At 61.6% G+C, this 26,252-nt stretch carries 22 protein-coding genes and 1 pseudogene; 14 read left to right on the forward strand and 9 right to left on the reverse strand.

Annotated elements, in window-relative coordinates:
* The first annotated feature begins 137 nt into the window (after nt 1-137).
* Nucleotides 138-2,027 (forward strand): MFS transporter, encoded by a 1,890-nt coding sequence (locus NKI41_RS09650; RefSeq protein WP_352682681.1) that lies wholly within the window; start codon nt 138-140, stop codon nt 2,025-2,027.
* 75 nt (nt 2,028-2,102) lie between these two features.
* On the opposite strand, the gene NKI41_RS09655 is transcribed toward NKI41_RS09650, so the two are convergent.
* On the reverse strand, nt 2,103-2,297 hold the full coding sequence (locus tag NKI41_RS09655; RefSeq protein WP_352682683.1) for a DUF2735 domain-containing protein: 195 nt from the start codon (nt 2,295-2,297) through the stop codon (nt 2,103-2,105).
* 319 nt (nt 2,298-2,616) lie between these two features.
* On the opposite strand from NKI41_RS09655, the gene NKI41_RS09660 reads away from it, so the two are divergent.
* On the forward strand, nt 2,617-3,657 hold the full coding sequence (locus NKI41_RS09660; protein WP_023717535.1) for a glutamine synthetase beta-grasp domain-containing protein: 1,041 nt from the start codon (nt 2,617-2,619) through the stop codon (nt 3,655-3,657).
* Nucleotides 3,658-3,773: 116 nt separating this feature from the next.
* Here the strand turns inward: NKI41_RS09660 and glnA are convergent, their stop codons facing one another.
* Entirely contained in the window at nt 3,774-5,183 is a 1,410-nt protein-coding gene (gene glnA, locus NKI41_RS09665; protein WP_023675115.1) for a type I glutamate--ammonia ligase, read from the reverse strand.
* A 54-nt stretch (nt 5,184-5,237) separates the two neighbouring features.
* On the reverse strand, nt 5,238-5,576 hold the full coding sequence (locus tag NKI41_RS09670) for a P-II family nitrogen regulator (RefSeq protein WP_019857988.1): 339 nt from the start codon (nt 5,574-5,576) through the stop codon (nt 5,238-5,240).
* Nucleotides 5,577-5,933: 357 nt separating this feature from the next.
* Here NKI41_RS09670 and NKI41_RS09675 point away from each other — a divergent pair, with 357 nt between their 5' ends.
* Nucleotides 5,934-7,463, forward strand: a complete 1,530-nt coding sequence (locus NKI41_RS09675; protein WP_352682685.1) for an NAD(P)H-hydrate dehydratase — start codon at nt 5,934-5,936, stop codon at nt 7,461-7,463.
* Nucleotides 7,460-9,463 (forward strand): hypothetical protein, encoded by a 2,004-nt coding sequence (locus NKI41_RS09680; RefSeq protein WP_352682687.1) that lies wholly within the window; start codon nt 7,460-7,462, stop codon nt 9,461-9,463. Before NKI41_RS09675 ends, NKI41_RS09680 begins: the two co-directional genes overlap by 4 nt.
* A 44-nt stretch (nt 9,464-9,507) precedes the next feature.
* Here NKI41_RS09680 and NKI41_RS09685 read toward each other — a convergent pair whose 3' ends face one another.
* Nucleotides 9,508-10,578: a M48 family metallopeptidase gene (locus tag NKI41_RS09685; protein WP_352682689.1), complete on the reverse strand. Its 1,071-nt coding sequence runs from the start codon at nt 10,576-10,578 to the stop codon at nt 9,508-9,510.
* Between the two features lie 7 nt (nt 10,579-10,585).
* A complete protein-coding gene (locus NKI41_RS09690; RefSeq protein ID WP_352682691.1) occupies nt 10,586-12,118 on the reverse strand; it encodes an acyl-CoA carboxylase subunit beta in 1,533 nt (510 codons plus the stop codon).
* Nucleotides 12,119-12,505: 387 nt separating this feature from the next.
* Here NKI41_RS09690 and NKI41_RS09695 point away from each other — a divergent pair, with 387 nt between their 5' ends.
* Entirely contained in the window at nt 12,506-13,924 is a 1,419-nt protein-coding gene (locus tag NKI41_RS09695) for a DEAD/DEAH box helicase (protein WP_352471825.1), read from the forward strand.
* 108 nt (nt 13,925-14,032) lie between these two features.
* Here NKI41_RS09695 and NKI41_RS09700 read toward each other — a convergent pair.
* Both NKI41_RS09700 and NKI41_RS09705 read right to left on the reverse strand, forming a co-directional pair.
* Nucleotides 14,033-14,179, reverse strand: a pseudogene (locus tag NKI41_RS09700) (alpha/beta hydrolase); the annotation flags it as partial.
* 25 nt (nt 14,180-14,204) lie between these two features.
* The gene (locus NKI41_RS09705; protein WP_352682693.1) at nt 14,205-15,026 is read right to left on the reverse strand and encodes an SDR family oxidoreductase; all 822 of its coding nucleotides are present in this window, start codon (nt 15,024-15,026) and stop codon (nt 14,205-14,207) included.
* A gap of 215 nt (nt 15,027-15,241) precedes the next feature.
* Here NKI41_RS09705 and NKI41_RS09710 point away from each other — a divergent pair, with 215 nt between their 5' ends.
* The 6 genes from NKI41_RS09710 to NKI41_RS09735 all read left to right on the forward strand — a co-directional run bounded on the left by NKI41_RS09710 (nt 15,242) and on the right by NKI41_RS09735 (nt 19,976).
* Entirely contained in the window at nt 15,242-16,276 is a 1,035-nt protein-coding gene (locus NKI41_RS09710; protein ID WP_352457507.1) for a cysteine synthase A, read from the forward strand.
* Entirely contained in the window at nt 16,276-17,019 is a 744-nt protein-coding gene (locus tag NKI41_RS09715) for an alanyl-tRNA editing protein (protein WP_352682695.1), read from the forward strand. The genes NKI41_RS09710 and NKI41_RS09715 overlap by 1 nt, the downstream gene beginning before the upstream one ends.
* Nucleotides 17,020-17,054: 35 nt before the next feature.
* The gene (gene sseA, locus NKI41_RS09720; RefSeq protein ID WP_352682697.1) at nt 17,055-17,906 is read left to right on the forward strand and encodes a 3-mercaptopyruvate sulfurtransferase; all 852 of its coding nucleotides are present in this window, start codon (nt 17,055-17,057) and stop codon (nt 17,904-17,906) included.
* A 5-nt stretch (nt 17,907-17,911) separates the two neighbouring features.
* Complete coding sequence (locus tag NKI41_RS09725; protein ID WP_352448953.1) at nt 17,912-18,475, forward strand: GNAT family N-acetyltransferase; 564 nt, start codon at nt 17,912-17,914, stop codon at nt 18,473-18,475.
* A gap of 149 nt (nt 18,476-18,624) precedes the next feature.
* Nucleotides 18,625-19,431, forward strand: coding sequence for a 4-hydroxy-tetrahydrodipicolinate reductase (gene dapB, locus NKI41_RS09730; RefSeq protein ID WP_352448952.1), 807 nt, complete (start codon nt 18,625-18,627; stop codon nt 19,429-19,431).
* A gap of 77 nt (nt 19,432-19,508) precedes the next feature.
* The gene (locus NKI41_RS09735; protein WP_352682698.1) at nt 19,509-19,976 is read left to right on the forward strand and encodes a DUF1203 domain-containing protein; all 468 of its coding nucleotides are present in this window, start codon (nt 19,509-19,511) and stop codon (nt 19,974-19,976) included.
* A gap of 246 nt (nt 19,977-20,222) precedes the next feature.
* Here NKI41_RS09735 and ald read toward each other — a convergent pair whose 3' ends face one another.
* Complete coding sequence (ald, locus tag NKI41_RS09740) at nt 20,223-21,338, reverse strand: alanine dehydrogenase (protein ID WP_352502940.1); 1,116 nt, start codon at nt 21,336-21,338, stop codon at nt 20,223-20,225.
* Nucleotides 21,339-21,495: 157 nt separating this feature from the next.
* Between ald and NKI41_RS09745 the strand changes: the two genes are divergently transcribed.
* On the forward strand, nt 21,496-21,969 hold the full coding sequence (locus tag NKI41_RS09745) for an Lrp/AsnC family transcriptional regulator (protein ID WP_023675099.1): 474 nt from the start codon (nt 21,496-21,498) through the stop codon (nt 21,967-21,969).
* A gap of 13 nt (nt 21,970-21,982) precedes the next feature.
* Here the strand turns inward: NKI41_RS09745 and NKI41_RS09750 are convergent, their stop codons facing one another.
* Nucleotides 21,983-22,639: a 5-formyltetrahydrofolate cyclo-ligase gene (locus NKI41_RS09750; RefSeq protein ID WP_352471829.1), complete on the reverse strand. Its 657-nt coding sequence runs from the start codon at nt 22,637-22,639 to the stop codon at nt 21,983-21,985.
* A 180-nt stretch (nt 22,640-22,819) separates the two neighbouring features.
* On the opposite strand from NKI41_RS09750, the gene NKI41_RS09755 reads away from it, so the two are divergent.
* Together NKI41_RS09755 and NKI41_RS09760 are read left to right on the forward strand one after the other, a co-directional pair.
* The gene (locus NKI41_RS09755; RefSeq protein WP_352613578.1) at nt 22,820-24,085 is read left to right on the forward strand and encodes an NAD(P)/FAD-dependent oxidoreductase; all 1,266 of its coding nucleotides are present in this window, start codon (nt 22,820-22,822) and stop codon (nt 24,083-24,085) included.
* 131 nt (nt 24,086-24,216) lie between these two features.
* Nucleotides 24,217-26,196: a bifunctional 2',3'-cyclic-nucleotide 2'-phosphodiesterase/3'-nucleotidase gene (locus NKI41_RS09760; protein WP_352682700.1), complete on the forward strand. Its 1,980-nt coding sequence runs from the start codon at nt 24,217-24,219 to the stop codon at nt 26,194-26,196.
* The last annotated feature ends 56 nt before the right edge of the window (nt 26,197-26,252 follow it).

The following is a 26,252-nucleotide window of genomic DNA, read 5'->3' on the forward strand; positions in this document are numbered from 1 at the left end:
CCAAAGACGGTCTGCCTCTGGACGGCGCTTTCTGTCATTTTTTGTACTGGTGGCTGCACTGAGTCTGCGTTCCGAGGAAACGCGGACGATGACGCGCAGCATCGAGGACTGACGGAATCACACGGGAGGATACGCTCATGGCAATGGCATCGACCGCCGGCAAAACAAGCCGCGGCATGACGCGCGAGGAGAAGAAGGTCATCTTCGCTTCCTCGCTCGGCACCGTTTTCGAATGGTACGATTTTTATCTCTACGGCTCGCTGGCAGTGTTCATTGGTTCGACTTTTTTCAGTCCAACCATTCCGGAAGCGACGCGCAATATTTTCGCGCTGCTGGCGTTTGCCGCTGGCTTCCTCGTGCGCCCGTTCGGCGCACTGCTGTTCGGCCGCATCGGCGACCTTGTCGGCCGTAAATACACTTTCCTTGTCACCATGACGATCATGGGCCTGTCGACCTTCCTGGTCGGCTTGCTGCCTGGCTATGCGACTTTGGGCATCGCCGCTCCCGGGATCCTGATCATCTTGCGCATGTTGCAAGGCCTGGCGCTCGGTGGCGAGTATGGCGGTGCCGCCACCTATGTTGCCGAGCATGCACCCGACGATCGCCGCGGCTACTACACGTCGTGGATACAGACGACGGCAACGCTCGGCCTGTTCCTGTCGCTGATCGTCATCCTGATCGTCCAGGGGTCGATGACCAAGGAAACCTACGCCGCCTGGGGCTGGCGCATTCCGTTCATCGTTTCCTTCCTCCTCCTCGGCATTTCGATCTGGATCCGGCTGTCGCTTTCTGAATCGCCGACCTTCCAGCGCATGAAGGACGAAGGCAAAGGCTCCAAGGCGCCGCTGTCAGAAGCCTTCGGTCAGTGGAAGAACGCCAAGATCGCGCTGCTGGCGCTGCTCGGCCTCACGGCCGGTCAGGCCGTAGTTTGGTACAATGGCCAGTTCTACGCGCTGTTCTTCTTGCAGAACGTGCTCAAGGTCGATCCGCAATCGGTCAACATCATGATCGCGATTGCTCTGGCTGTTGGCTCGATCTTCTTCGTCGTGTTCGGCTGGCTCTCCGACAAGATCGGCCGCAAGCCGATTATCATGGCCGGCCTTGCACTGGCGATCGTCTGCACCTTCCCGTTGTTCAAGGCGCTGACCTGGGCAGCCAACCCGGCGCTCGCCACAGCGCAGCAGAACACCCGTGCGACGGTGACCGCGGCACCGGGAGACTGCAAGTTCCAGTTCAACCCGGTGGGCACGGCGAAGTTCACCACGTCCTGCGATATCGCCACCTCGTTTCTGACCAAGAACTCGGTGCCTTATGACGTAGTGGCCACGGCAGCGCCCGGCACTGCTGCGTCGGTCAAAATCGGCAACGAGACGGTTGAGTCGTATGACGCCACCGCAGCCGGCGATCAAGCCAAGGCCAAGGACGCTGTTTTCGCCAAGGCGGTAAACACGGCGCTTCAGGACGGCGGCTATCCGCTGAAACGGGCAGCGGCGAAGGTGCCGGATCAGAAGCTCGAAGCCTTCATCGCGGCCAATCCCGAACTGAAGCTCGATGCGGCCGCGATCCGCGCCGGCGAGAAGGCGATGGTTCCGACCGACCAGGCGGTCAAGGACAAGCTGCTGACTGCCGATGAGGCTGCGGGAGCTCCCGAGGTCACCGTCTACACCGTACCGGGCGGCGGTCCCTTCGCCATGTTCGCCGACCCGGCGGCGGTCAACTGGCCGATGACGATCGGTATCCTGCTCATCCTCGTGATCTTCGTCACGATGGTCTACGGGCCGATCGCCGCGATCCTGGTCGAGATGTTCCCGACCCGCATCCGCTACACCGGCATGTCGCTGCCCTACCATATCGGCAATGGCTGGTTCGGCGGGCTGCTGCCGGCGACGGTGTTCGCGCTCAGCGCCTACAAGGGCGATATCTACTACGGACTCTGGTACCCGGTGGTGATCGCGGCGATGTCGCTGATCATCGGCATGATCTTTGTCAGGGATACGCTCGGAACGGACCTGCACACCAAACAGTAGCCGGCCTGTCCGGTTCAAAGCAAAGCCCGGCGCGAGCGATCGCGCCGGGCTTTTTCAATTTATCGAGCGCAGGGCTTAGCTCTTCCGATCCTGGTACGCTTCCTCGATCGCTGCCTCATGATACCAGGCACTTCCGAAATCCGTGCGGTTGCGCAACGAAGCAAGTTCTGCCGCGAACTTAGCCTTTCCGCTTAAATTTGAGGCAGAAGCGCGCGCTGCCACCGGGAACATCAGGATTTTGGCCGACTGACGAGTGGAAGTGATTTCCATTGTCGGTTTCCTTTCTTCGACAGAACCTTGCCGATTCAACCTTTCCCCAACATAGGTTCAGCAATCGAAATAGGCAATATGATTACGAAAAGATCAGTACTTGCATATTATTTGTGCAAAATGTGCTTGTGGATGATCCGAACGCAGCATGACCGCGGACCAGCGTTTTTGGGCGGATACAACCTCACTTTTGCCGCATCCATCGCCGGCGAGAATGGCACACGAATTGCATTTTAGTAATCCGGCAGGTCGGCTGCTGGATAGGCCGGCTCGCCCCGGCGCCATCCAGGGTTCGGTGATCAAGCAACGAGAGGCTAGAATGACGAAATACAAGCTCGAGTACATTTGGCTCGATGGATACACCCCGGTTCCCAATCTTCGCGGAAAGACGCAGGTCAAGGACTATGCCGAGTTTCCGACGCTCGACCAGCTTCCGCTGTGGGGCTTCGACGGTTCTTCGACCATGCAGGCCGAGGGCCACAGCTCCGACTGCGTTTTGAAGCCGGTCGCCGTGTATCCCGATCCCGCCCGCACCAATGGTGCTCTCGTCATGTGCGAGGTCATGATGCCGGACGGCGTGACGCCGCATGCGTCCAACAAGCGCGCCACCATTCTCGACGACGAGGGCGCCTGGTTCGGCTTCGAGCAGGAATATTTCTTCTACAAGGACGGCCGTCCGCTCGGCTTCCCCGAGAGTGGCTATCCGGCGCCGCAAGGCCCGTACTACACCGGCGTCGGCTACAGCAATGTCGGCTCCGTCGCCAGGCAGATCGTCGAGGAGCATCTCGACCTTTGCCTTGCCGCCGGCATCAACCATGAAGGCATCAACGCCGAAGTGGCCAAAGGCCAGTGGGAATTCCAGATCTTCGGCAAGGGCTCCAAGAAGGCCGCCGACCAGATGTGGATGGCACGCTATTTGATGCAGCGCCTGACCGAGAAATACGGCATCGACATCGAATATCACTGCAAGCCCCTCGGCGACACCGACTGGAACGGCTCGGGCATGCATGCCAACTTCTCGACAGCCTATATGCGCGAAGTCGGCGGCAAGGCGTATTTCGAAGCGCTGATGGCGGCTTTCGACAAGAACCTGATGGATCACATCGCCGTCTACGGGCCGGACAACGACAAGCGTTTGACCGGCAAGCACGAGACCGCGCCGTGGAACAGGTTCAGCTACGGCATCGCCGACCGCGGCGCCTCGATCCGCGTGCCGCACTCCTTCATCAACAACGGCTACAAGGGCTATCTCGAAGATCGCCGGCCGAACTCGCAGGGCGACCCCTACCAGATCGCCTCGCAGATATTGAAGACGATCGCCTCCGTCCCGACCAGCGCCGAGGTTTCGGCAGCGGCTTGAGCATTCGTCATGGCGTGGACCTCAGGTCTGCGCTGTGACTTTCTCTCCAATCGCATCACAATAAAAAACCCCGGCGTCTCTGCCGGGGTTTTTTCTATTGGCTGCAACGATCCGGATCACACCGAATAATACATATCGTATTCGACCGGATGCGGGGTCATTTCGAAGCGCATTACCTCGGCCATCTTGAGCTCGATATAGCTGTCGATCTGGTCGTCATCGAATACGCCGCCGGCCTTCAGGAAGCCGCGGTCCTTGTCGAGGCTCTGCAAAGCCTCGCGCAGCGAGCCGCAGACGGTCGGGATTTTCTTCAATTCCTTCGGCGGCAGGTCGTAGAGATCCTTGTCCATCGGCTGTCCCGGGTGGATCTTGTTCTTGATGCCGTCAAGGCCGGCCATCAGCATGGCGGCGAAGGCAAGATAGGGGTTCGCGCCCGGATCGGGGAAGCGGACCTCGACGCGCTTGGCCTTCGGCGACGAGCCGAACGGAATGCGGCACGAGGCCGAGCGGTTGCGTGCCGAATAGGCGAGCAGCACCGGCGCTTCATAACCCGGCACCAGGCGCTTGTAGGAGTTGGTCAGCGGGTTGGTAAAGGCGTTGATCGCCTTGGCATGCTTGATGATACCACCGATGTAGAACAGGCAGCTCTCGGACAGGCCGGCATATTCGTTGCCGGCGAAGGTCGGCTTGCCTTCCTTCCAGATCGACTGGTGGACATGCATGCCCGAGCCATTGTCGCCGAACACCGGCTTCGGCATGAAGGTGGCCGTCTTGCCATAGGCGTTGGCAACCTGGTGCACGACATATTTGTAGATCAGCATCTTGTCGGCGTTGCGGACCAGCGTGTCGAACTTGATGCCGAGCTCGTGCTGTGCGGCGGCCACTTCGTGGTGGTGCTTTTCGACGCGCACGCCCATCTCGGCGAGCACGGTGAGCATTTCCGAGCGCATGTCCTGCGCTGAATCGACCGGCGGCACCGGGAAATAGCCGCCCTTGATGCGCGGCCGATGACCGAGGTTGCCGGTCTCGTAGTCGGTGTCGTCATTGGACGGCAGTTCGGTCGAATCCAGCCTGAAGCCGGTGTTGTAGGGATCGGCCTTGTACTTGACGTCGTCGAACACGAAGAACTCGGCTTCAGGACCGACGAAGATCTGGTCGCCGATGCCTTCGGCCTTCATGTAGGCCTCGGCTTTTTTAGCGGTGCCGCGCGGGTCGCGGTTGTAGGATTCGCCCGAGATCGGATCGAGGATGTCGCACAGGATGACCATGGTCGACTGCGCGAAGAACGGGTCCATATGCACCGTATCGGAATCCGGCATCAGCACCATGTCGGACTCGTTGATCGCCTTCCAGCCGGCGATCGAGGAACCGTCGAACATGACGCCATCGGCAAACATGTCTTCCTCGACCTCGACGACATCCATCGTAACGTGCTGCAGTTTGCCCTTCGGATCGGTGAAGCGCAGATCAACGAACTTCACGTCGTTGTCCTTGATCTGCTTCATGATGTCTTTGGCTGTCGTCATGTCCCTGCTTCCCTATGTGATGACGTTTTGAACACGGCCTTTTAACGGGAAAATTCAGACGGCGTCCATGCCGGTTTCGCCGGTGCGGATGCGCACCACTTCCTCGATGTTGGAGACGAAGATCTTGCCGTCGCCGATACGGCCAGTCTGGGCCGCCTTGCGGATGGCTTCGATCGCTGCTTCGACCGCATCGTCGCCGAGCACGACTTCGATTTTCACCTTCGGCAGGAAGTCGACGACATATTCGGCGCCGCGATAAAGCTCGGTATGGCCCTTCTGGCGGCCAAACCCTTTGGCCTCGGTAACGGTGATACCTTGCAGGCCGGCCTCCTGAAGCGCTTCCTTCACTTCGTCTAGCTTGAACGGCTTGATGATCGCTTCGATCTTTTTCATGTAAAAAGTGGCCTCCACTGCCAAAAAAGACGGGTTGTGAGCCCCGCTTGCGCCTCAATCAAGCACGAACTGTGCCAATTGATGGGGCGCCGAACGGCCTCACATGATTTGGATACCATGCCACGCGGGAATGTACATTCGCGTCATTCGCAGCGTTGGATGCGCCATGAATGCCGCGAGCCTACACGCCGCCGGTCCTGCCGTCCGCACAAAAATTGGGCAGATCGGGTATTTCATGGGCAGCTGCGCGCCGTCGTCCCGAACGATGTACGCCGCCAAATTGCTTGGGGACCTTCGTGGTTTGCGTCGGATCAAAAACTGGACAATGCTTGGGGAAATGATGTGCATGTCGCCCGCATGAGCAATGAACTTCTGTCTCCGTCCGAAATGGCTGAGGCCGACCGGCTGGCGATTGCCGCTGGTCCATTCGACGGCATCGGCCTGATGCGCAATGCCGGTGCTGCGGTTGCTGCCGTAGTACTCAAGCGCTACCCGAACGCAACGCGCGTCCATGTGCTTTGCGGCCCCGGCAACAATGGCGGCGACGGCTATGTCGTGGCGCGCATCCTTCGGGAGAGCGCCGTCGACGTCTCGGTATGGGCGTCCGGATCGCCTAAAGGCGGCAGCGATGCGGCAGTCGCTGCCTCGGAGTGCCCGGTTGAAGCTCGGCCGCTGTCGGATTTCGTTGCCGAGACGGGCTCGATCGTGGTCGATGCGCTTTACGGGGCGGGGCTGTCCAAGCCGCTATCCGGCGACCCCGCCAAGGCGATCGATAATGTGGCGGAGTTGAATTCGCCGGTCGTCGCGGTCGACCTGCCGTCGGGCGTCTCCGGTGAGAGCGGCAATGTCCTCGGTCAGGCTTTCCACGCCCGAATCACCGTGACCTTTGCGCGAAAAAAGCCAGGCCATCTTTTGTTACCGGGGCGCGAGCTGTGCGGCGAAATCGTGCTCGCTGATATCGGCATAAGCGACAGTGTTGTTGCGCAGCTTGAACCACGAACATTCGAGAACATTCCGGCGCTCTGGCTTGGCCGCTTTCCGGTTCCGGCCGTCGACGCCCATAAGTATAAACGCGGCCATGTCGGCGTCTTTTCCGGCGGGCCGTCGGCGACGGGTGCTGCGCGGCTGTCGGCGCTTGCCGCGGCCAGGAGCGGGGCAGGGGCCGTCACCTTGCTGTCGCCGGCGAACGCCATCCATGTGAACGCGGCGCATCTGACCTCGATCATGCTGCGCAAGCTAGACACTGTCGCGGATGTGGACGAATTCGTCGGCAGCCGCCGGCCATCGGCCTTCGTGCTCGGCCCAGGATTTGGCATTGGTGAGAAGACGCGCGAATTCGCCCTGGCCGTGCTGAATGGCGCTCGTGGGCAAGACGGTGGGATCGACGGACTGGTGCTCGACGCCGACGGCGTCACCTCGTTTCGCGACGCGACGGATGCCCTGTTCGAAGCCGCCAGCCGGCCGAGCGCGCCGGCTCTGGTGATGACGCCGCATGACGGCGAATTCGTCAGGCTTTTTTCAGATATCGCCGAGGACAAGGACCTGTCCAAACTGGCCAAGGCACGCGCCGCAGCCGAACGGGCCAACGCCACTCTCGTCTACAAGGGTGCCGACACTGTGATTGCGGCCCCCGATGGCCGGGCAGCGATCAACGACAATGGCGCGCCTTGGCTGGCCACCGCCGGTTCGGGCGACGTGCTGTCGGGTATCATCGCCGCGCTGCTGGCGCAGGGCATGCCGGCCTTTGAAGCGGCCTGTGCGGCAGTCTGGATCCATGCCGAGGCCGGCAGCCGTTTCGGACCGGGGCTGATCGCCGAGGACCTGCCGCTGGCGCTGGTGCCGGTCCTGCGCGAGCTCGTTGAAAGCCGCGGGAAGGCTGCCGAATGAACCGCCTGATTGCGCTGCTCGTTGCGATCATTAGTGCCATATCCATGGCGCAGGCCGCGAACGCCGGAACTCCGCTGACCATCGTCGACGACCCGGCCGTTCTCGCCCAGCTTGACGCCAAGGGCTTTGGCCTCGCCGGCATTTTCGGCGTCGATGGCAAGGGCGATTTGAAGACGCTTTACGACAAGGCGCCGGCCTATCACGCGATCGTCGAAACGATTGCAAGCGACGTCGCGGCATTGCGGGCCGAGATGAAGGCCGGCGGGCGCACGCTCTACGAGGTGACCGACGGCAATGTCGGCCGCATCATGGACATGCGCTGGCTGAAGACCGAGGCGGCGCGCTTCCGGCTAGTCGGTATCGTCAACAGGCTCGACCGGCGCGATTTCACCGCGCTGAAAGGTGACGGAAGTTGCGGCGAGGTGCGCCTCATCTATCGCCTAGCTTACAGTTTCCGCAAAAACGGCAAGGTTCTGGCCTCGCGTCTGCCATTCAACTTCAACGCCGTCTACAGCGTGGCGCCCGATGTCGACGGCGGTTGTGTCGGCGTCGCGGGACGCTGGGCACCACAACTCGACGAGAGCGTCGATGCCGGCTGGCTGACCGGTGGGCCGCTGGAAAGGACGGCGCTCACCTTCAAGCAGCTCGAGCTCAATGCGCAAGTGGTGCGCTTCCCCTCCGGCCAGGAGACCGAATTCGGCGGGCAGGCTGCCTATCTCATGCGTATCTTCGGCATCGACGGAGCGGCTGTCAGCGAAAAGCCGCTGGAAAACACGCCCGACACGGCACGTCTCGCCGAAGACGCTGCGCTGAAAGCAAGACTTGCCAACTATGTCCGCCCCAATGTCGCGGCGGTCGATCTCGGCGTCTACCAAATCCCCGATGAATTCTTGGCAAGGAAGGTCATTTCGTGGTCGACCTTCGGCAGTGCAAGGCAGGCCAACCACCCGTTCACGCCACTGTTCCAGCCCGCGGATTTCGCTGGTGTCGATTTCTCCGCGCTGAAGCTGGTGCGCACGCCGGAGGCACTGGCCGAGCGGCTGGACAACGGCGCCTGCCAGGGCTGCCATCAGGCGGGCTCGACCGCCGGCTTCCATTTTATCGGACTTGACGACAAGACAACCTCGCCGCTCAACCGCATCGAGGTCGGCATCTCGCCGCATCTCCACGCCGACATCCCGCGCCGCGTCGCCTGGCTGCACGCGACTGCCGACGGCAAGGAACCGAACCGCTTCCGCCCGCTGTCCTTCGCGCCGCCGGCGACATGGAACGATGCCGGCGAAATTGCCTATTCGCCGGCCGAAATGGCGATGCCGTGCTTCATGCCGGAAGATGCGGCCCGCTTCGGCGCGACATGGCAATGCGGTGGCGGCACCGTCTGCACGCCGTTGACCACCGCGTCCGGCGTGCGCACCAAGCTGGCGCAATGCCTGTTGCCCAAGGACAGCGAAGACATGTTTTCCGGCCACCCTTGTTTAACGGGATCCATCGCCAGCAACCCGGCACGGCCTTTCAATGACCGGTATACCATCACCGGTCAGTTCGCCGCGTTCGCGCCAGGCATTTCGCGCGTCGCCTACACCTGCCGACCGCCGAAGATCGGTGTGCCGGCGGGTATCGCCTATCGCGGCTGCGATGACCGGGATCGCAGCTTTGCCGCCTTCAAGACGGGCAAGCCGATGCCGAACGAGATTTGCGGGCTGGTTGGCGGCAAGAAATTCGACACCTGCGTGGCGACCAATAATTTCGACCAGTGCCTGGGCGGCGCCGTCAATCGCGGCAATCGTCCTGCCTGCTCGGCCGACCATTTCTGCCGAGAGGATTACATGTGTCAGTCGCTGCCGCCGGATACACCCGGTATCGGCAAAGTGAAGGGCATCGGCTTCTGCTCGCCGACTTATTTTATCTTCCAGATGCGCATCGACAATCACGCCACGCCATGGTCGGGCGCTGTCCGCGCGACGAGGGGGGGCGGGTTCGGAGCGGCGGAAGCGGAATAGCCTGCGCCGACTGGGCATTAGCCGCTATAGTTTCAGGTGGATAGCTATCGATCGAGATAGTCGGCGATCTTCGATGTCCATTCGCCGTCGAAATGCCGGACATGTTCGGCGACGATCTCATCGCTCAGCAGGCTCGACAAGGCGGAAACCAGAATTGGTTCTATCTCTGGAGCCGAGCTAAATCCAAGAGCAGTCAAACGTTCGGACCAGGGCGGATGATCCGCGCTTTCGTTATCTGGCGCGTCCCAGGCCTTTTGCGCATATTCTTGCAGGATGGGAAGGCTCGACAGGTGACTGGCGGCCGCCAGAATTCTTTCGAGTGGTGGACGAGGCGGTACCATGGTGCCAAGCAGTTCACGTTTAAGCGGAATATACACTTGGTCATCGAAGAACGCACTGGCGGCACCGACCAGCAGCAGGGCGCGGGCCGCTTCATATGCATCGCCGGACATCGCTGCATGACGATCCGCGTCAATTTCCGCCCGCCGCGACAACCGTATTTCTTCGCGCTCCAGCGTGCGCGACAGCGGGCCAAGCATCCAGTAGAACAGGCTGCCCGAAACTGTTTTTCCCGGTGGGGCGAAGTCAAAGATTAGATCGAAGCTCTTTTCGAGTTCGGCCAGGTTGAGCCCGCCATTTGTATCTTTATTTTTCAGATGGGCGTCCTCATGGGCCAAGATCGCCGCAAACCCCTTTTGGTCGGTCACTGCGAGCAGCGGCAGGCCCACGGTGAGAATTGCCCTGCGACCAAGCAGGCCCACAAACGGCCGCTCTTCACCGATGCTAGCGTTGAGATCGGGGCTCAGCACGATGGTAGTCCGGCTGGCGCGGTGTTTGCCGGCAATACTCTCCCAGATGGCCCATAATTTCGGGGCTGATTCCCGAGTGATCCCGTCCACCTTGCTGGGTCGAAAACCGGCGAACAATGTCCCGATCAACAGAACCATGCCCAGCATCGCAGCTGGGATCGCAACAACGCCAGCCGCGATGACGGCGAGCGGATGCCGGTCGAGAAACCAGAACCATAAGACTGTTGGGCAGAACAGCGGCAGAGCGAAAAGCAGGACGGCAAACCTGCCGAAGCGCGCTCCCATGTAGAAGACCAGGCGCGACATCAACCCCTCACAGCGGAATGTTGTCGTGCTTCTTCCAGGGGTTTTGCATATCCTTGTTGCGCAGCATCCTGAGCGCGCGGGCGATGCGGCGGCGGGTTGAATGCGGCATGATCACCTCGTCGACATAGCCACGCTCGGCGGCAACGAAGGGGGACAGGAAGCGATCCTCGTAAGCTTTTGTGTGCGCTGCAATTTTCTCCGCGTCGCCGATATCCTTGCGATAGATGATCTCGACTGCGCCCCTGGCGCCCATCACCGCAATCTGCGCCGTTGGCCACGCATAGTTCATGTCACCGCGCAAATGCTTTGACGCCATGACGTCATAGGCACCGCCATAGGCCTTTCTGGTGATGACGGTGATCTTTGGCACGGTCGCTTCGGCATAGGCGAACAGAAGCTTGGCGCCGTGCTTGATCAACCCGCCATATTCCTGCGCGGTGGCGGGGAGGAAGCCCCGCACGTCGACGAAGGTGACGATCGGGATCGAGAAGCAGTCGCAGAAGCGCACGAAACGAGCCGCCTTGCGGCTGGCATCCGAATCGAGCACGCCGGCCAGCACCATCGGCTGGTTGGCGACGAAGCCGACGGTGCGGCCCTCGATACGGCCGAAGCCGGTGACGATGTTTTTCGCAAAATTCTGCTGGATCTCGAAGAAGTCACCCTCGTCGGCAACTTTAAGGATCAACTCTTTGATGTCGTAGGGTTTGTTGGCATTGTCGGGGATCAGCCTGTCGAGCGACAGATCGTGATCGGTGACCGACTGGTAGCATTCGATCTCGGGAATTTCCGCCGTGTTGGAAGCGGGCAGCAGATCGACCAGCCGGCGCATCTGCAGCAGCGCCTCGACGTCATTGTCGTAGGCTCCGTCGGCGATCGAGGACTTCGTCGTGTGGATAGAAGCGCCGCCGAGGCTTTCGGCGGTGACCGTCTCGTTGGTTACGGTCTTCACCACATCCGGCCCGGTGACGAACATGTAGGAGGTTTCGCGAACCATGAAGATGAAGTCGGTCATCGCCGGCGAATAGACATCGCCGCCGGCGCAGGGGCCCATGATCAGTGAAATCTGCGGGATGACGCCGGAGGCCAGTACATTGCGCTGGAAGATCTCGGCATAGCCGCCGAGCGCCGCCACGCCTTCCTGGATGCGGGCGCCGCCGGCGTCGTAAAGGCCGATGATCGGCGCGCGATTGCGCAGCGCCATCTCCTGGACCTTGACCACCTTTTCGGCATGGGCCTCGGACAGCGAGCCGCCGAACACGGTGAAATCCTTGGCGAAAAGATAGACCGGGCGACCGTTGACGGTGCCCCAGCCGGTAACGACGCCGTCGCCGGCGATCTTGGTTTTCTCCATGCCGAAATCGGTCGAGCGGTGCTCGACATACATGTCGAACTCCTCGAACGAGCCCTCGTCGAGAAAGACGTCTATGCGTTCGCGGGCGGTCAGCTTGCCCTTCTTGTGCTGGGCGTCGATGCGGGCCTGGCCGCCGCCCATGCGGGCGATCTCGCGGCGGCGCTCGAGTTCCTTCAGCACGTCCTTCATGACCGGTCCCCGAAACGGAAAGCTGCATTGTGGTAATCATGCCCGCGAGAGAGCGCAAGCGCCGCTTCCTCATGGCTTTTGCTGCGCTGCAACATCAGGCCCCTTGCATTTCGATGCGAACTGGGCCATATGCGGCGGCATAGGCGCTTGGGCCGGGATAGTCCGGCCTTCTCGATGAATGAGACTGGTTGCGTCTGTTTTCCCTCTTCCCGACATATCGGCAAGGTGGCGAAAAAGCCCCGTGGCATGAAGCCTGCGGGCACGACAGCGCAGCCGTGCGGACGATGACGTCCGCCCGCCTTGTCGTTTCATGACAATTTTCGACGGCAGGTTGCGCCCTGCCGCCATCGATGTTTGCGGCCAGGAGCCGCATGAAAGAAGAATATTTTGACCAATGAAAACACTTTGACCGGTAAGGACACTGCGGAACCGAACGGTTTCGCCGCACTTGGAATCACCGGCGCACTGCTCAAGGCCACCAATGCCGCCGGTTTTACCGATCCGAAGCCGATCCAGGCCCAGGCGATCCCGCCGCAGCTCGAAGGCCGCGACATTTTCGGCATCGCCCAGACCGGCTCGGGCAAGACGGCGGCGTTCGCGCTGCCGATCCTGTCGAAGATCATCGCACTTGGTACCAAGCGCCGGCCGAAGACGGCCCGAGCGCTGATCCTGGCGCCGACACGTGAACTTGCGGTGCAGATCGAGGAGATGATCAAGCTGCTCGCCAAGGGCGCGCATGTATCGACCGCGCTCGTGCTGGGCGGCGTCTCGCGCTTCAGCCAGGTGAAGAAGGTCGCGCCCGGCGTCGACATCCTGATCGCAACGCCCGGTCGGCTGACCGACCTTGTGCGTGAAGGCGACCTGATGCTTGCCGACACCAAATGGCTGGTGCTCGATGAAGGCGACCGCATGCTCGACATGGGCTTCATCAACGACGTGAAGCGCATCGCCAAGGCGACGGCGCCGGACCGTCAGACGGTGCTGTTCTCGGCGACCATGCCGGCCGAGATCGCCGAACTGGCGAAAGGCCTGCTGAAGAACCCGATCCGCGTCGAAGTCGCTCCTCACAGCACCGCGGCAGCCGAGATCGTGCAGGGTGTCGTCTTTGCCCGCACCAAGCAGAAGCGCCAGGTGCTGGCCCAGATGCTCGCCGACGAGGCGATGAAGTCCGTCATCATCTTCTCGCGCACCAAGCATGGCGCCGACAGGGTGACCAAGGATCTCGAGCGCGACGGCTTCAAGGCCGCCGTCATCCACGGCAACAAGTCGCAGAATGCCCGTCAGAAGGCACTCAACGATTTCCGTGAGGGTTCGGTGCGCATTCTCGTGGCGACCGACATTGCGGCACGCGGCATCGACGTGCCCGGCATCAGCCATGTGGTGAATTTCGACCTGCCGGACGAGGCGGAGAGCTATGTCCACCGGATCGGCCGCACCGGCCGCAACGGCATGGACGGCATCGCCATCACACTCTGCGACCCGTCTGAAAACAGCAAGCTGCGTCAGGTCGAGCGCATCATCCGCACCAAGCTGCCGATCATTGCCGACCATCTCGGCAGCCCCGATCCGCAGCGCAATCCCGCCGAGAAGAATGAGCGCAGCTTCGAACCGGCCAATGATCGCAACGACCACAATGGCCGTCGCGACGGCAGGCGGCCCAGCGGCGCAAACAACGGCTTCGGCAAGAAGCGGTTCGGCGACAAGCCGGCCTTTGCGGGCGAGCGCAAGCCGGAAGGCGCCAAGCCCTTCAAGGGCAATAACAAACGCCGCTTCGGCGGCAAGCGGCCAGCAGCGCGGGCCGCATAATCTGACCGTGTTGCGGTCAGCCAAGCCTGGCTTGGTCGAATACGATTGAAGAGGGCGACCGGAGCGATGCTTCGGTCGCCCTCTTGCTTGGGGCTTTGGTTCACTTACCACCGCCTCGACCCACACGACGATCCGCTGCGCGAGGAAAGCCGTGGTCGATGGCGACAGCGCGTCGCCGGCAATGACGTGGTTGTCCGGGTCGCCGGTATCGTCGACCGGCACCAATTCATGTGCGGCGCCCCAGCGACCCGCAAGCACGATCGCTCGCCCATCACCGATCCTACTCGACTGGCGGCTTGCGGTCGAAATTCAGCGGCCGCGCGTTCCAGCGGGTGACCGTGCTGATCACCCATCGGCAGAACGGCCTCGGCAGCATCCTGAGCAGTTTCAGCGTCCAACTCAGGCGGCGTGGGAAAGTGACTTCGAAGCCGCCGTATTCGATGCCTTGCGCGATGCGGCGCGAGGCCAGATTGACCGGCATCAAGCCCGGCATCGGCAGGAAGTTCTTTTCGGTCAGCCGCGTGTCGACAAAGCCTGGATTAATCACCTGGATACGGACGTTCATCTTGTCGAAATCGTATTTCAGCGACTCGGCCAGGATATTGACCGCCGCCTTGGTGCCGCCATAGGCGGCGGTGGTGGGCCAGCCGAAATAGGCGGTGACCGAACCGATCAGCACGACGTGGCCGCGCGAGCGCACGCGCATGCGTTCGATGACCGGCAGCAGGCCGTTGATGATGCCGAAATAATTGACTTCGAAAGACCGACGAAAATTGCGCGCGACAAGATCCTCGCCCGGCGTTGCGATATAGCTTCCCGCGTTGAACACTGCCAACACGATCGGACCGAGATCTTTCTCGATCGCCGCAACCGTCTTTGCCATGCGTTTTTCGTCGGTCACGTCGCAGGGAAAGGCTGCGACGCGGCCCGCCATCTGCGCCGTTTCGACGATGAGCGTATCGATCGGATGGTCATCTGGCGCAGTCACCGCGACGACATAGCCCCGAGTGGCAAGATCCTTGGCCAGTGAACGGCCGATACCGCTGCTGCCGCCCGTAATCCAGGCGACGCCATGCTTCGGATTGGCCCGATAGAGTGTCATGTTGCGCCCCGCCGGCTCTTCTTAGCCTGTGCTCTACCGGTGAAGAAATCGAATGAAAAGAGTGCTTTTCGGTACATGGTTGAAATGAATACCGATCGGGCGCTCCTGGCTGCAGGAATTGCAGTGTGCGAAATGCGACTGGACCAGGCAAATTCTTGCCTTGAAACCGAAGCTTCGGGTTTCTAGGGTTTCGCCGCACCCACAAAGGAATCTCCATGCCCCGTTCTGTGATCGACGTGATCGGCAACACGCCCCTGATCCGCCTCAACAAGGCCTCGGAAGCAACCGGCTGCGAGATCCTGGGCAAGGCCGAATTCATGAATCCCGGGCAGTCGGTAAAGGACCGCGCCGGCCTGTTTATCATCCGCGACGCGGAGCAGCGCAGGCTGCTGCGGCCCGGCGGAGTCATCGTCGAGGGGACGGCCGGCAATACCGGCATCGGATTGACACTGGTTGCCAAGGCGCTCGGCTACCGCACGGTGATCGTCATTCCCGACACCCAGAGCCAGGAGAAGAAGGATACCATCAAACTGCTCGGCGCCGAGTTGATCGAAGTGCCGGCCGTGCCTTACAAGAACCCGAACAACTACGTGAAGCTGTCGGGCCGGCTGGCCGAGCAGATGGCCAAGAGCGAGCCGAACGGCGCGATCTGGGCCAACCAGTTCGACAATGTCGCCAACCGTGACGGCCATATCCGCACCACGGCCGAAGAAATCTGGAACCAGACCGACGGCAAGGTGGATGGTTTCGTGTCGGCGGTCGGTTCCGGCGGCACTCTGGCAGGCGTCGGTTTCGGGCTGAAGGCCAAAAACAACCAGGTCAAGATCGCGCTGGCCGATCCGCTGGGGGCAGCGCTCTATTCCTTCTACACCAGCGGCGAGCTGAAATCCGAGGGCAGTTCGATCACCGAAGGCATCGGGCAGGGGCGGATCACCGCCAACCTCCAAGGCTTTACACCCGATTTTGCCTTCCAGATCCCCGACGAGGACGCGCTGCCGATCGTATTCGACCTGATCCAGGAGGAGGGGCTTTGCGTTGGCGGTTCGACGGGCATCAACATTGCCGGCGCCATTCGCCTGGCGCGCGAGCTAGGCCCCGGCCACACTATCGTGACCATGCTTTGCGACTACGGCACGCGCTACCAGTCGAAGCTGTTCAATCCTGAATTCCTGCGCGAAAAGAAGCTGCCGGTGCCGGGGTGGATGGAGCAACAGAGCACGATTTCAGTACCGTTCGAAAGGGTTGCGTGATGGCGCACAAGACCGAAGCGCTGTTTCGTGACGACGCCTATCTGGGGACGGCCGACGCCACCGTCGTCGCAGTCAATGATCGCGGCGGCATCATTCTGGACCGGACGGTGTTTTACGCCACATCGGGCGGGCAGCCGGGCGACACCGGCAGCCTCGAACGCGCCGACGGCACCGGCATAGCGATTGCCGCTACGGTCACCGGCGAAACCAAGGACGAGATCATCCATGTACCGGCGCCGGAGCAGGCAGTTCCAAAGGTGGGCGAGCGCATGAGGCTCGCCATCGACTGGCCGCGGCGGCAGTTGCTGATGCGCATGCATTCTGCCTGCCACCTGCTTACCGTCGTCTGTCCGTTCCCGATCACCGGCGCCGCGGTTTCCGAGGACGACAGCCGTATCGATTTCGACATCCCGGATGCCGGCTTTACCAAGGAAGGCGTGACGGCCAGACTGATGGAGCTGGTGCGAGCCGACCACCCGATCTTCACCCGGCTCATTTCCGACGAGGAACTGGCATCCAATCCGGGCCTGGTGAAATCCAAGAATGTGCGGCCTCCGGCCGGCACGGGAAGGATCCGATTGGTCTGCATCGGCGAGAACGCTTCGATCGACAGCCAGCCTTGCGGCGGCACCCATGTAAAGAGCACCAGCGAAATCGGCGAGATCCATATCGGCAAGATCGAGAAGAAGGGCCGCGAGAACCGGCGCTTCCGCATTCGCTTTGGTCCTATGCCGCCAGCCTGATATAGGACTGCGACGGGCGGGACAGGAGAGAAAAGATGGCCGACGACAGTCCTTTCACCATCGATGCCGATTGGTTACAGAAGCGGCTCGGCGAACCCGGCCTGACGATTGTCGACGCGTCCTGGTATCTGCCGGCGCAAAAGCGTGACGCGCGCGCCGAGTACGACGCAGCGCATATTCCAGGCGCCCGCTTCCTCGACCAGGATGCGGTTTCGGACCCCGACGCGGCTCTGCCGCACACGCTGCCGTCGCCGCAGCATTTCGCGCAATATGTCGGCGCGATGGGTATTTCGGCCGATGACACGATTGTTGTCTATGACGGGCCAGGGTTCTTTTCTGCACCGCGCGCCTGGTGGTTGTTTCGCGTCATGGGCGTGTTCCAGGTCTATATACTCGACGGCGGGTTCGATCGTTGGAAAGCCGCCGGACGGCCGGTGACGGCGGAGCCGACGAAGATCGCGCCTTGCGTGTTTTATGCCAACTTCGATGCCGCCCGCGTCGCCAGCCTTGCCGACATGCGCCGGATCGTCGAGACGGGGGAGAGCCAGATCGCCGACGCGCGCTCGCCTGGCCGTTTTGCCGGCACCGAGCCGGAGCCGCGCCCCGGCATACGCTCCGGCCATATGCCGGGCGCGCACAACGTGCCATTTTCGGCGCTTTCGGAAAACGGCGAATTGTTGCCGAAGGACAGGCTGCGCAAAGTGATCGAAGGAGCCGGCCTCGACCTGTCGAAGCCGGTCGTCACCTCCTGCGGGTCGGGCGTCACCGCGGCAGCTGTCACGCTGGCTTTGGAGACGCTTGGCCATGCCGACAACAGGCTTTATGACGGTTCATGGACCGAATGGGGCGGGCTTTCCGACACGCCCGTCGTGACGGGCAAGGACTGACGGGGATGGAAGACGGATCGCTGGAAGACATCGACGTCACCGTGACGTTTCTCGAAATGCATGTGCCACCTGCCTATTCGCCGCCGCTGCCGTACAACCGCCAGATCGCGCTGCTCAAGACCAAAGACATTCCGCTGCATTTCTACCGCTATTTGATGGATCGGGTGGGCCGCAAATGGCACTGGGTCAATGTGCTGAGGCTGAGCGACGAGGAGCTTGCGGCGGGCATCCACCGCGAGGACCGCGACATCAGGGTGCTTTATCTGGATGGTGCGCCGGCCGGCTTCTTCGACCTCAAGCCGCATTTGCCGGAGGAAGTGGAACTCGCTTATTTCGGAATGATGGAGCACGCGACCGGGCAAGGCATCGGCCGCTGGTTCCTCGGTGCGGCAATCGCCGCGGCATGGTCGCACGGGCCAAAGCGGGTGACGGTGCAGACCTGCACCCTCGATCACCCAGCAGCACTGCCGCTCTATCAAAAACTCGGCTTTACGCCAGTGGCGCAAAAAAAGGAGGTCGTACATCCGATGTCTTTTGCCGAGCGCGCGGCCAGCGTCATGCGGCCCTGATTTTCAGGCCCGTTCATCCGAGCTTCAGCTTGTCTTGCAATGTCCCAGAGTCTCTGGATCAACACTCAAAGGCGAGCCCGACTTGAATGAGCTTGGCTCTTTCCATATCGCTATCGTCTAAAAACCGATGGGTGATGGAGGATCGCACGATGGCAATACGCGTGGTAATGGCCGGCGCGACCGGCTGGGTCGGCAAAGCGCTGGTTCCAGCGATCGGGGCGCAAGGCGACATGGCGCTGGCCGGGGCTGTATCACGCAGCGGAGCGGGGCAGGATTCCGGTCTGCTGGTTGGTATGCCGGCTAATGGTATTGCCGTTTCGGCCTCGCTGGCCGAGGCGCTGGAGGCGCCGTCGGACGTGCTGGTCGACTTTACCAAGCCGCATGTCGTGAAAGACCATGTGCTGCTCGCCATCGACAACGGACGGCACACGGTGATCGGCACGTCGGGACTGGGAGCTGCCGACTATGCCGAGATCGACGCCGCGGCGCGCGCCAATGGCGTCGGCGTTGTTGCCGCTGGCAACTTTTCCATCACCGCCACGCTGATGAAGCGGTTTGCACTTATGGCGGCAAAATACGTGCCGGATGTCGAGGTCATCGATTATGCTAGTGCAAAGAAGCCCGACGCGCCCTCCGGAACCGCACGAGAGCTTGCTGAAGCGCTGGCCGACATCCGCAAGGCCTCAACGGCAAAGCCGGTCTCCGAGGTCTCCGGCGTGCCGGCCACACGCGGTGGTGCGGTCGGCGCAGGCGAGGGGGTGCAAGTGCACGCGCTTCGCCTGCCGTCCTACATCCTGTCCTGCGAGGCGCTGTTCGGTTTGCCAGACGAGCGGCTGACCATACGCCACGACGCCGGCTCGTCCGCAGCGCCTTACGTGGCGGGCACGCTGCTCGCCATCAGACGGGTACAGCAGATCAAAGGTCTGGTTCGTGGTCTCGACGCGCTGATGGATTGATCCATTTCGGCAGGAATCGGGTGGGAAACGCTGTCTTGCGAGCATAATTTCCGGTCGACGACGCCGGAGATTTTGTCATGACGCTAAAATTCAAAGCCTTACCAACCAATGCTGTCCGGGCACTTCAGCGCGGCGGGCCGGATGCTTATGGCTTGAAGCCAGAGCGGCAAATTTCGGATGGCGACGGCGTGCCTTGCCGTCATTGCTTGAAGAATATTGCTTTGGGAGAGGCCTATCTTGTTTTGGCCTATCGACCTTTTCCGGAGCTGCAGCCTTATGCCGAAACGGGGCCGATCTTTCTGCATGCGAAAGAATGCGAACGCGCCGCCGAGGGGAAAATGCTTCCCGAAATGCTCGAAAGCAGCGATTACATTGTGCGCGGTTATGGCAAGGACGACCGCATCGTTTACGGCAGCGGCGGCGTCATTCCGGCCGATGCCATTGCCGCACGGGCAGAGACGTTATTCGAACGCGACGACATCGCTTACGTCCACATCCGCTCGGCGCGCAACAATTGCTATCAGTGCCGGATCGACCGCGCGTAACCGGACAGTTGCACCGGCTTGGGGCTGTCGTACTCCCGTCGCATACAAGCGGTAGAAAGGCACCGTCGATCGATTTGCCGACCGCGGATGAACCGGCGGGAATTTTCGACTACCGAGGAAGCGGGGCTTTGGCTCCGCTTTTTTGTTGTCCGGTTATTCCGCGCGCCCGACACTTTTCAGTTTTTCGACATAAGAAAAACCCGTCGGACGACTCCGATGGGCACTGGAGAGGCAGATACGGACAGCTCAGGCGGCGAGAACGGCCTTCGGTTCGACCAGCTCGTAACCGAGCGCTTCGGCCACCGCGCGATTCGTGATCTTGCCCTTGTGGACGTTCAGCCCGTTGCGCAGATGGTGGTCGTCTACCAGCGCCTTGAGGCCCTTGTCGGCGAGCTGCAGGCCATAATGCAGCGTCGCATTATTGAGCGCGTGGGCCGAGGTGACCGGCACCGCACCCGGCATGTTGGCGACGCAATAGTGGATGACGCCGTCGACCTCATAGGTCGGCTCGGCATGGGTGGTGGCGTGCGAGGTCTCGAAGCAGCCGCCCTGGTCGATGGCGACGTCGACCAGCACGGCGCCTTTCTTCATGCCCGACAGCATCTCGCGCGTCACCAGCTTGGGCGCTGCTGCCCCCGGGATCAGCACGGCGCCGACGACGATGTCAGCCGAAAAACATTCTTCTTCCAGCGCCTCGACGGTCGAGTAGCGGGTGTGGACGCGGCCGCCAAAGATGTCGTCGAGCTGACGCAGGCGCGGGATCGAGCGGTCAATGATGGTGACGTCGGCGCCAAGGCCGGCGGCCATCCGTGCAGCATGCAGGCCGACGACGCCGCCGCCGAGCACGGTTACCTTGCCGGGGAGCACGCCGGGCACGCCGCCAAGCAGCACCCCGCGGCCGCCATTGGCCTTTTGCAGCGCCGTTGCACCCGCCTGGATCGACAGGCGGCCGGCAACTTCCGACATCGGCGCCAAGAGCGGCAGACCGCCGCGCTCGTCGGTGACGGTCTCGTAGGCTATCGCGGTCACGCCGGAGGCCAGCAGGCCCTTGGTCTGCTCCGGATCCGGGGCAAGATGCAGATAGGTATAGAGGATCTGGCCGTCGCGGAGCTGAACCCATTCGTTGGGCTGCGGCTCCTTGACCTTCACGATCATGTCGGACTTGGCAAAAACGTCGGCTGCCGTCTTGGCGATCGTGGCGCCGGCGGCACGATACGCGTTGTCGTCGGCGCCGATGCCGGCGCCGGCGCCGGTCTCGATCAACACTTCATGGCCATGCGCGACATATTCGCGGACCGAACCCGGCGTCAGGCCGACGCGATATTCGTGATTCTTGATTTCCCGGGGGCAGCCGATGCGCATCGTTCTTCTCCTGATCCGGCCCTTTGGGGCTCGTTCCCTGTCTAGAGATAGTGAACCACGAATCGTTCGGTAAGTGTTTGCGAATGCGCTTGCCTGAGAAGCCACTGTTCGATAATCGTTGCGCGAAACATTAGAATTGTCGCAGGAACCCGCAAAAATGCCGCTCGACAGGATTGATATCGCCATTCTCGAGACGTTGCAGAAGGATGGGCGGATACCCAACGCAGCGCTCGCCGAGAAGGTCGGCCTGTCCCAGTCGGCCTGCTCGCGGCGGCTGGACAATCTGGAGAAATCCGGAACCATCCGCGGCTATCACGCCCGGCTGTCCAACGCTGCACTTGGGCACCAGATGACGGCGATCGTGCATATATCGCTGTCCGGGCAATTCGAGAAGACGTTGTCGGATTTCGAGGCAGCGATAAAGCGCTGCCCGAACGTCTTGTCCTGCCATTTGATGTCGGGCGAATATGACTACATCCTGCGCATAGCGGCAAAGGATCTCGTCGACTACGAACGTATCCACAAGGAGTGGCTGTCGGCAATGCCGCATGTGACGAAGATCAATTCGTCCTTTGCCTTGCGCGAAATCGTCGATCGCACAGCCGTGGGAATGAAGCCTGAACTCGCCTAGGCCCCGAACTCGCCTAGGCCTTGGATGCCTCAGTCACCACACGGTCCATCGGAATATCGTGCGGCTGCGGGTAGATGGTGGTGATGCGCTGCAACTCGTAGCCGACGCCGATGACCAGCGGCTTGAACGGCATCGCGGCAAGCGTGCGATCGAAGAAGCCGCCGCCATAACCCAAGCGGAACTGCCCGGGATCGATGCCGACGATCGGCGAAATGACGACGTCGGGCAACACCGGATCACCGTCAGCCGGTATCGGGATATTCCAGACGCCCTTCTCCAGCCGGTCTCCGTGGGCATAGGCGCGAAAGACAAGCGGCCGGTCTTTCTCGACGACGACGGGCAACGCCGTGCGCCCGCCTCGCGCGTTAACGGTTTCCATCCAAGGGCGCAGGTCCGGCTCGCCGCGAAACGGCCAGTAGAGGCTGACCAAACGGCCGGCGATGTCGCCGATCACCGCGTCGAGCCCTTCGGCAATACGCTGCGACATAGCTGCGCGCGTGTCGGCTGAAACGGCAAGGCGGGATGCGATCAACCGCTCGCGCTCGGCCTTGCGCCAGCGCCTTACGTCGGTCCAGTCGGATAGCGGCGCTTGGAACTCCGGATCGAGCTCGTGCATAAAACAAGGCGGCGAGGCGTACTGCGCTGAGCCTTCGTCTTCATCGCTAGCCATGCTTCACCTGCAATATACAGTTCCAACCAAGTAGTATCCTGGACGCAGGCTATATCCGGGAACGAGTCCGCAGCATGCGTATTCACGACATCAAGCGACGACTCCCAGGTAGTTGCAGCGCAGGCATTGCTGCACTGCACAACGATACTTACATCAGCCTTGGCGAGAGGGATGAGCGAGATGAACACAGCCAACCATCACGTCGTCGTCGTAGGTGCCGGTTTCGGCGGCCTCGAGTTCACCCGCGCACTAGCCGGCTCGCCGGTGCGTATCACGATGATCGACAGGCGCAATCATCACCTTTTTCAGCCGCTGCTCTACCAGGTGGCGACGACGGCGCTGGCCACCTCCGAAGTCGCCTGGCCGATCCGCCATCTTCTGCGCAGGCGCAAGGACGTGACGACGCTGCTCGCCACCGTTACCGGCATCGACCGCACCGGCAAGCGCGTGCTGCTGCAGGACGGCGGCACGGTCGCTTACGACACGCTGGTGCTGGCCACCGGCGCGCGGCACGCCTATTTCGGCCATGACGAATGGGAACCGTTCGCCCCTGGCCTGAAGACGCTGGAGGACGCCACCACCATTCGACGGCGTATTCTTTTGGCTTTCGAGCAGGCCGAGCGGGAAACCGATCCCGCCCAGCGCCAGGCATTGCTGACCCTGGCGATCGTCGGCGGCGGGCCGACCGGCGTGGAACTGGCCGGCACCATTGCCGAGCTGGCGCACGACACGCTGCGCGGCGAGTTCCGCAACATCGACACGCGGCAGACGCGTGTGGTGCTGATTGAGGCCGGTGACCGCATCCTCACCAATTTCGCTCCCGAACTCTCCGATTATGCAACGAAGGCGCTCGAACGGCTCGGCGTGACCGTCGAACTCGGCCGGGCGGTTACGCGCTGCGATGCCGAGGGTGTCGTCTTCGGCGACACACATTTGCCGGCCAGGACAATCCTGTGGGCGGCGGGCGTCGCCGCTTCGCCGGCCGCCGAATGGCTCGGCGCAGCAGCGGACCGCGCGGGCAGGGTGCTTGTCGAGCCCGACTTGAGTGTGCCGGGAAACCCGGAGATTTTCGTCATCGGTGACGCAGCGCACGTCCTGCGGCCGGATGGCCGGCTGGTGCCGGGCGTCGCGCCCGCCGCCAAGCAGCAGGGACGGCATGTCGCCGCGACGATCAAGGCAAGGCTTACCGGTGACACGACACCGCGTCCTTTCAGCTACAGGCATGACGGCGACCTGGCGACGATCGGCAAGCGCGCCGCGGCCATCGATTTCGGCTGGATCAAGCTTACCGGCCGGCTTGCCTGGTGGCTATGGGGCTTGGCGCATATCTACTTCCTGATCGGCTTTCGTAACCGGCTTGCGGTTTCCCTGAGTTGGCTATGGATCTACTTCACCGGTCAGCGCAGCGCGCGGCTGATCACGCAGGGCGACGACGACAAGGGCTGATTGTTCGCTGCCGGACATTCATCGGCGCGTCACCTCCTCTTGATGGAATCGGCTTCTGGACTCGACTGGATTTCGGCGCGAAGCTTTGCTTCGGGCAGGACTTGTCACGTCGTGGAAGAAAGAGAAAACGAATGTCCCAATTGCGCCACCTCGTCTCACGCCGCGATTTCCTCGCCGGCGTCGCCGCCAGCGGAGCGCTGATCATGCTGCACCCGTTCTCCGCCCGGGCTCAAGCCAATCAGGCGCATCTGAGGATTATGGAGACGACCGACATCCACGTGAATGTGCTGCCTTACGACTACTACGCCGACAAAGCTAACGACACGATGGGGCTGTCGCGAACGGCATCGTTGATTGAAGCCGTGCGCAAGGAAGCAACCAACGCGATGCTGATCGATAATGGCGACCTTCTGCAAGGCAACCCGATGGGCGACTACATCGCCTACGAGAGGGGGATGAAGGATGGCGATCTGCATCCGGTCATGAAGGGCATGAACCTGCTCGGCTACGAATGCTCGACCCTCGGCAACCACGAGTTCAACTACGGCCTGTCGTTCATGGACAAGGTGCTGGCCGGTGCCAACTTCCCGTTTGTCTGCGCGAATTTGATCCGCGGCACGGAGCTCGCCGCGAACCCGCGCGACGACAGGCTTTATCTCAAGCCTTACGTCATCCTCGACAGGAAGATCAAAGACGGGTCGGGCGCCGAGCAACCGATCAGGATCGGCATCATCGGCTTCGTGCCGCCGCAGATCATGGTCTGGGACCTGAAAAATCTCGAGGGCAGCGTCAAAACACGCGACATCGTCGAGGCGGCCAAGGCGTGGGTGCCGCAAATGAAGGAAGAAGGCGCCGACATCGTCATTGCGCTCTCCCATTCCGGCATCGACGTGAAGCAAAGTGACATGATGGAGAACGCCTCCTTCTTCGTTGCCGGTGTCGAAGGTATCGATGCGGTGTTCACCGGTCACCAGCATCTGGTCTTCCCCGGCAAGAAGGACTTTCAGTCGCTGGAAGCCGTCGATACGGCGAAAGGCACGTTGCAAGGCAAGCCCGCCGTCATGGCCGGCTTCTGGGGCTCGCACATGGGGCTGATCGATCTGTTGCTGGAGCGCGACGGATCGACGTGGAAAATCGTCTCGGCGACCTCTGAGGCCAGGCCGGTCTTTGAGCGGGTCGACAAAACGAACAAGCCGACCGTCGCGGACGACCAGCGCATCATCGACGCGCTCAAACAGGACCACGAGGCGACGCTTGCCTATGTGCGCCGGCCGGTCGGCAAAACCTCGGCGCCGCTCTATTCCTATTTTGCGCTAGTCGCCGATGATCCATCGGTGCAGATCGTCAGCCAGGCGCAGACCTGGTATTTGAAGGACATCCTGAAGAACACAGAGTGGAAGGATATGCCGCTGTTGTCGGCGGCGGCACCGTTCAAGGCCGGCGGGCGCAACGGCGCCGACTATTACACCGACGTGGCGGTGGGCGATATCGCCATCAAGAACGTCGCCGATCTCTACCTCTATCCAAACACGGTGCGCGCCGTTGAAATCACCGGGGCAGAGGTGAAGGAATGGCTGGAAATGTCGGCCGGCATCTTCAACCGGATCGAACCGGGCAAAGCCGACCAGGCGCTCATCAACACTGACTTCCCATCCTATAATTTCGACGTGATCGACGGCGTCACATACAAGATCGATCTGTCGCAGCCACCGAAATATGATTCGAAGGGCGGGCTGGTGAATGCTGGCTCGACCCGCATCATTGACTTGATGTTCGACGGCAAACCGATTGACCCCAAGCGGAAATTCGTCGTCGCCACCAACAACTACCGAGCCGGCGGCGGGGGCAATTTCCCGGAGATCAATGCCTCGAAGATCATCTACGAAGCGCCCGACACCAACCGCGATGTGATCGTGCGCTATATCGTCAGCAAAGGCACCATCAACCCGTCGGCGGACGCCAACTGGTCGTTTGCGCCACTGCCGGGAACCCGCGTCGTATTCGAGACCGGCGCCAAGGCGAAGGAGTTTATTGCGCAAGTGAAGTCGCTGAAGATCGAGCCGGCGGGCGAGGGCGAAGCGGGCTTTGCAAAATACCGCATCACTCTTTGAGGCGAGGATTTGAACGTCGGCTCGAAACTGTCTCAGCGTTAAGATACTGCCCCGAT

This window comes from Mesorhizobium sp. M0601, assembly GCF_040320845.1.
Taxonomy (GTDB): domain Bacteria; phylum Pseudomonadota; class Alphaproteobacteria; order Rhizobiales; family Rhizobiaceae; genus Mesorhizobium.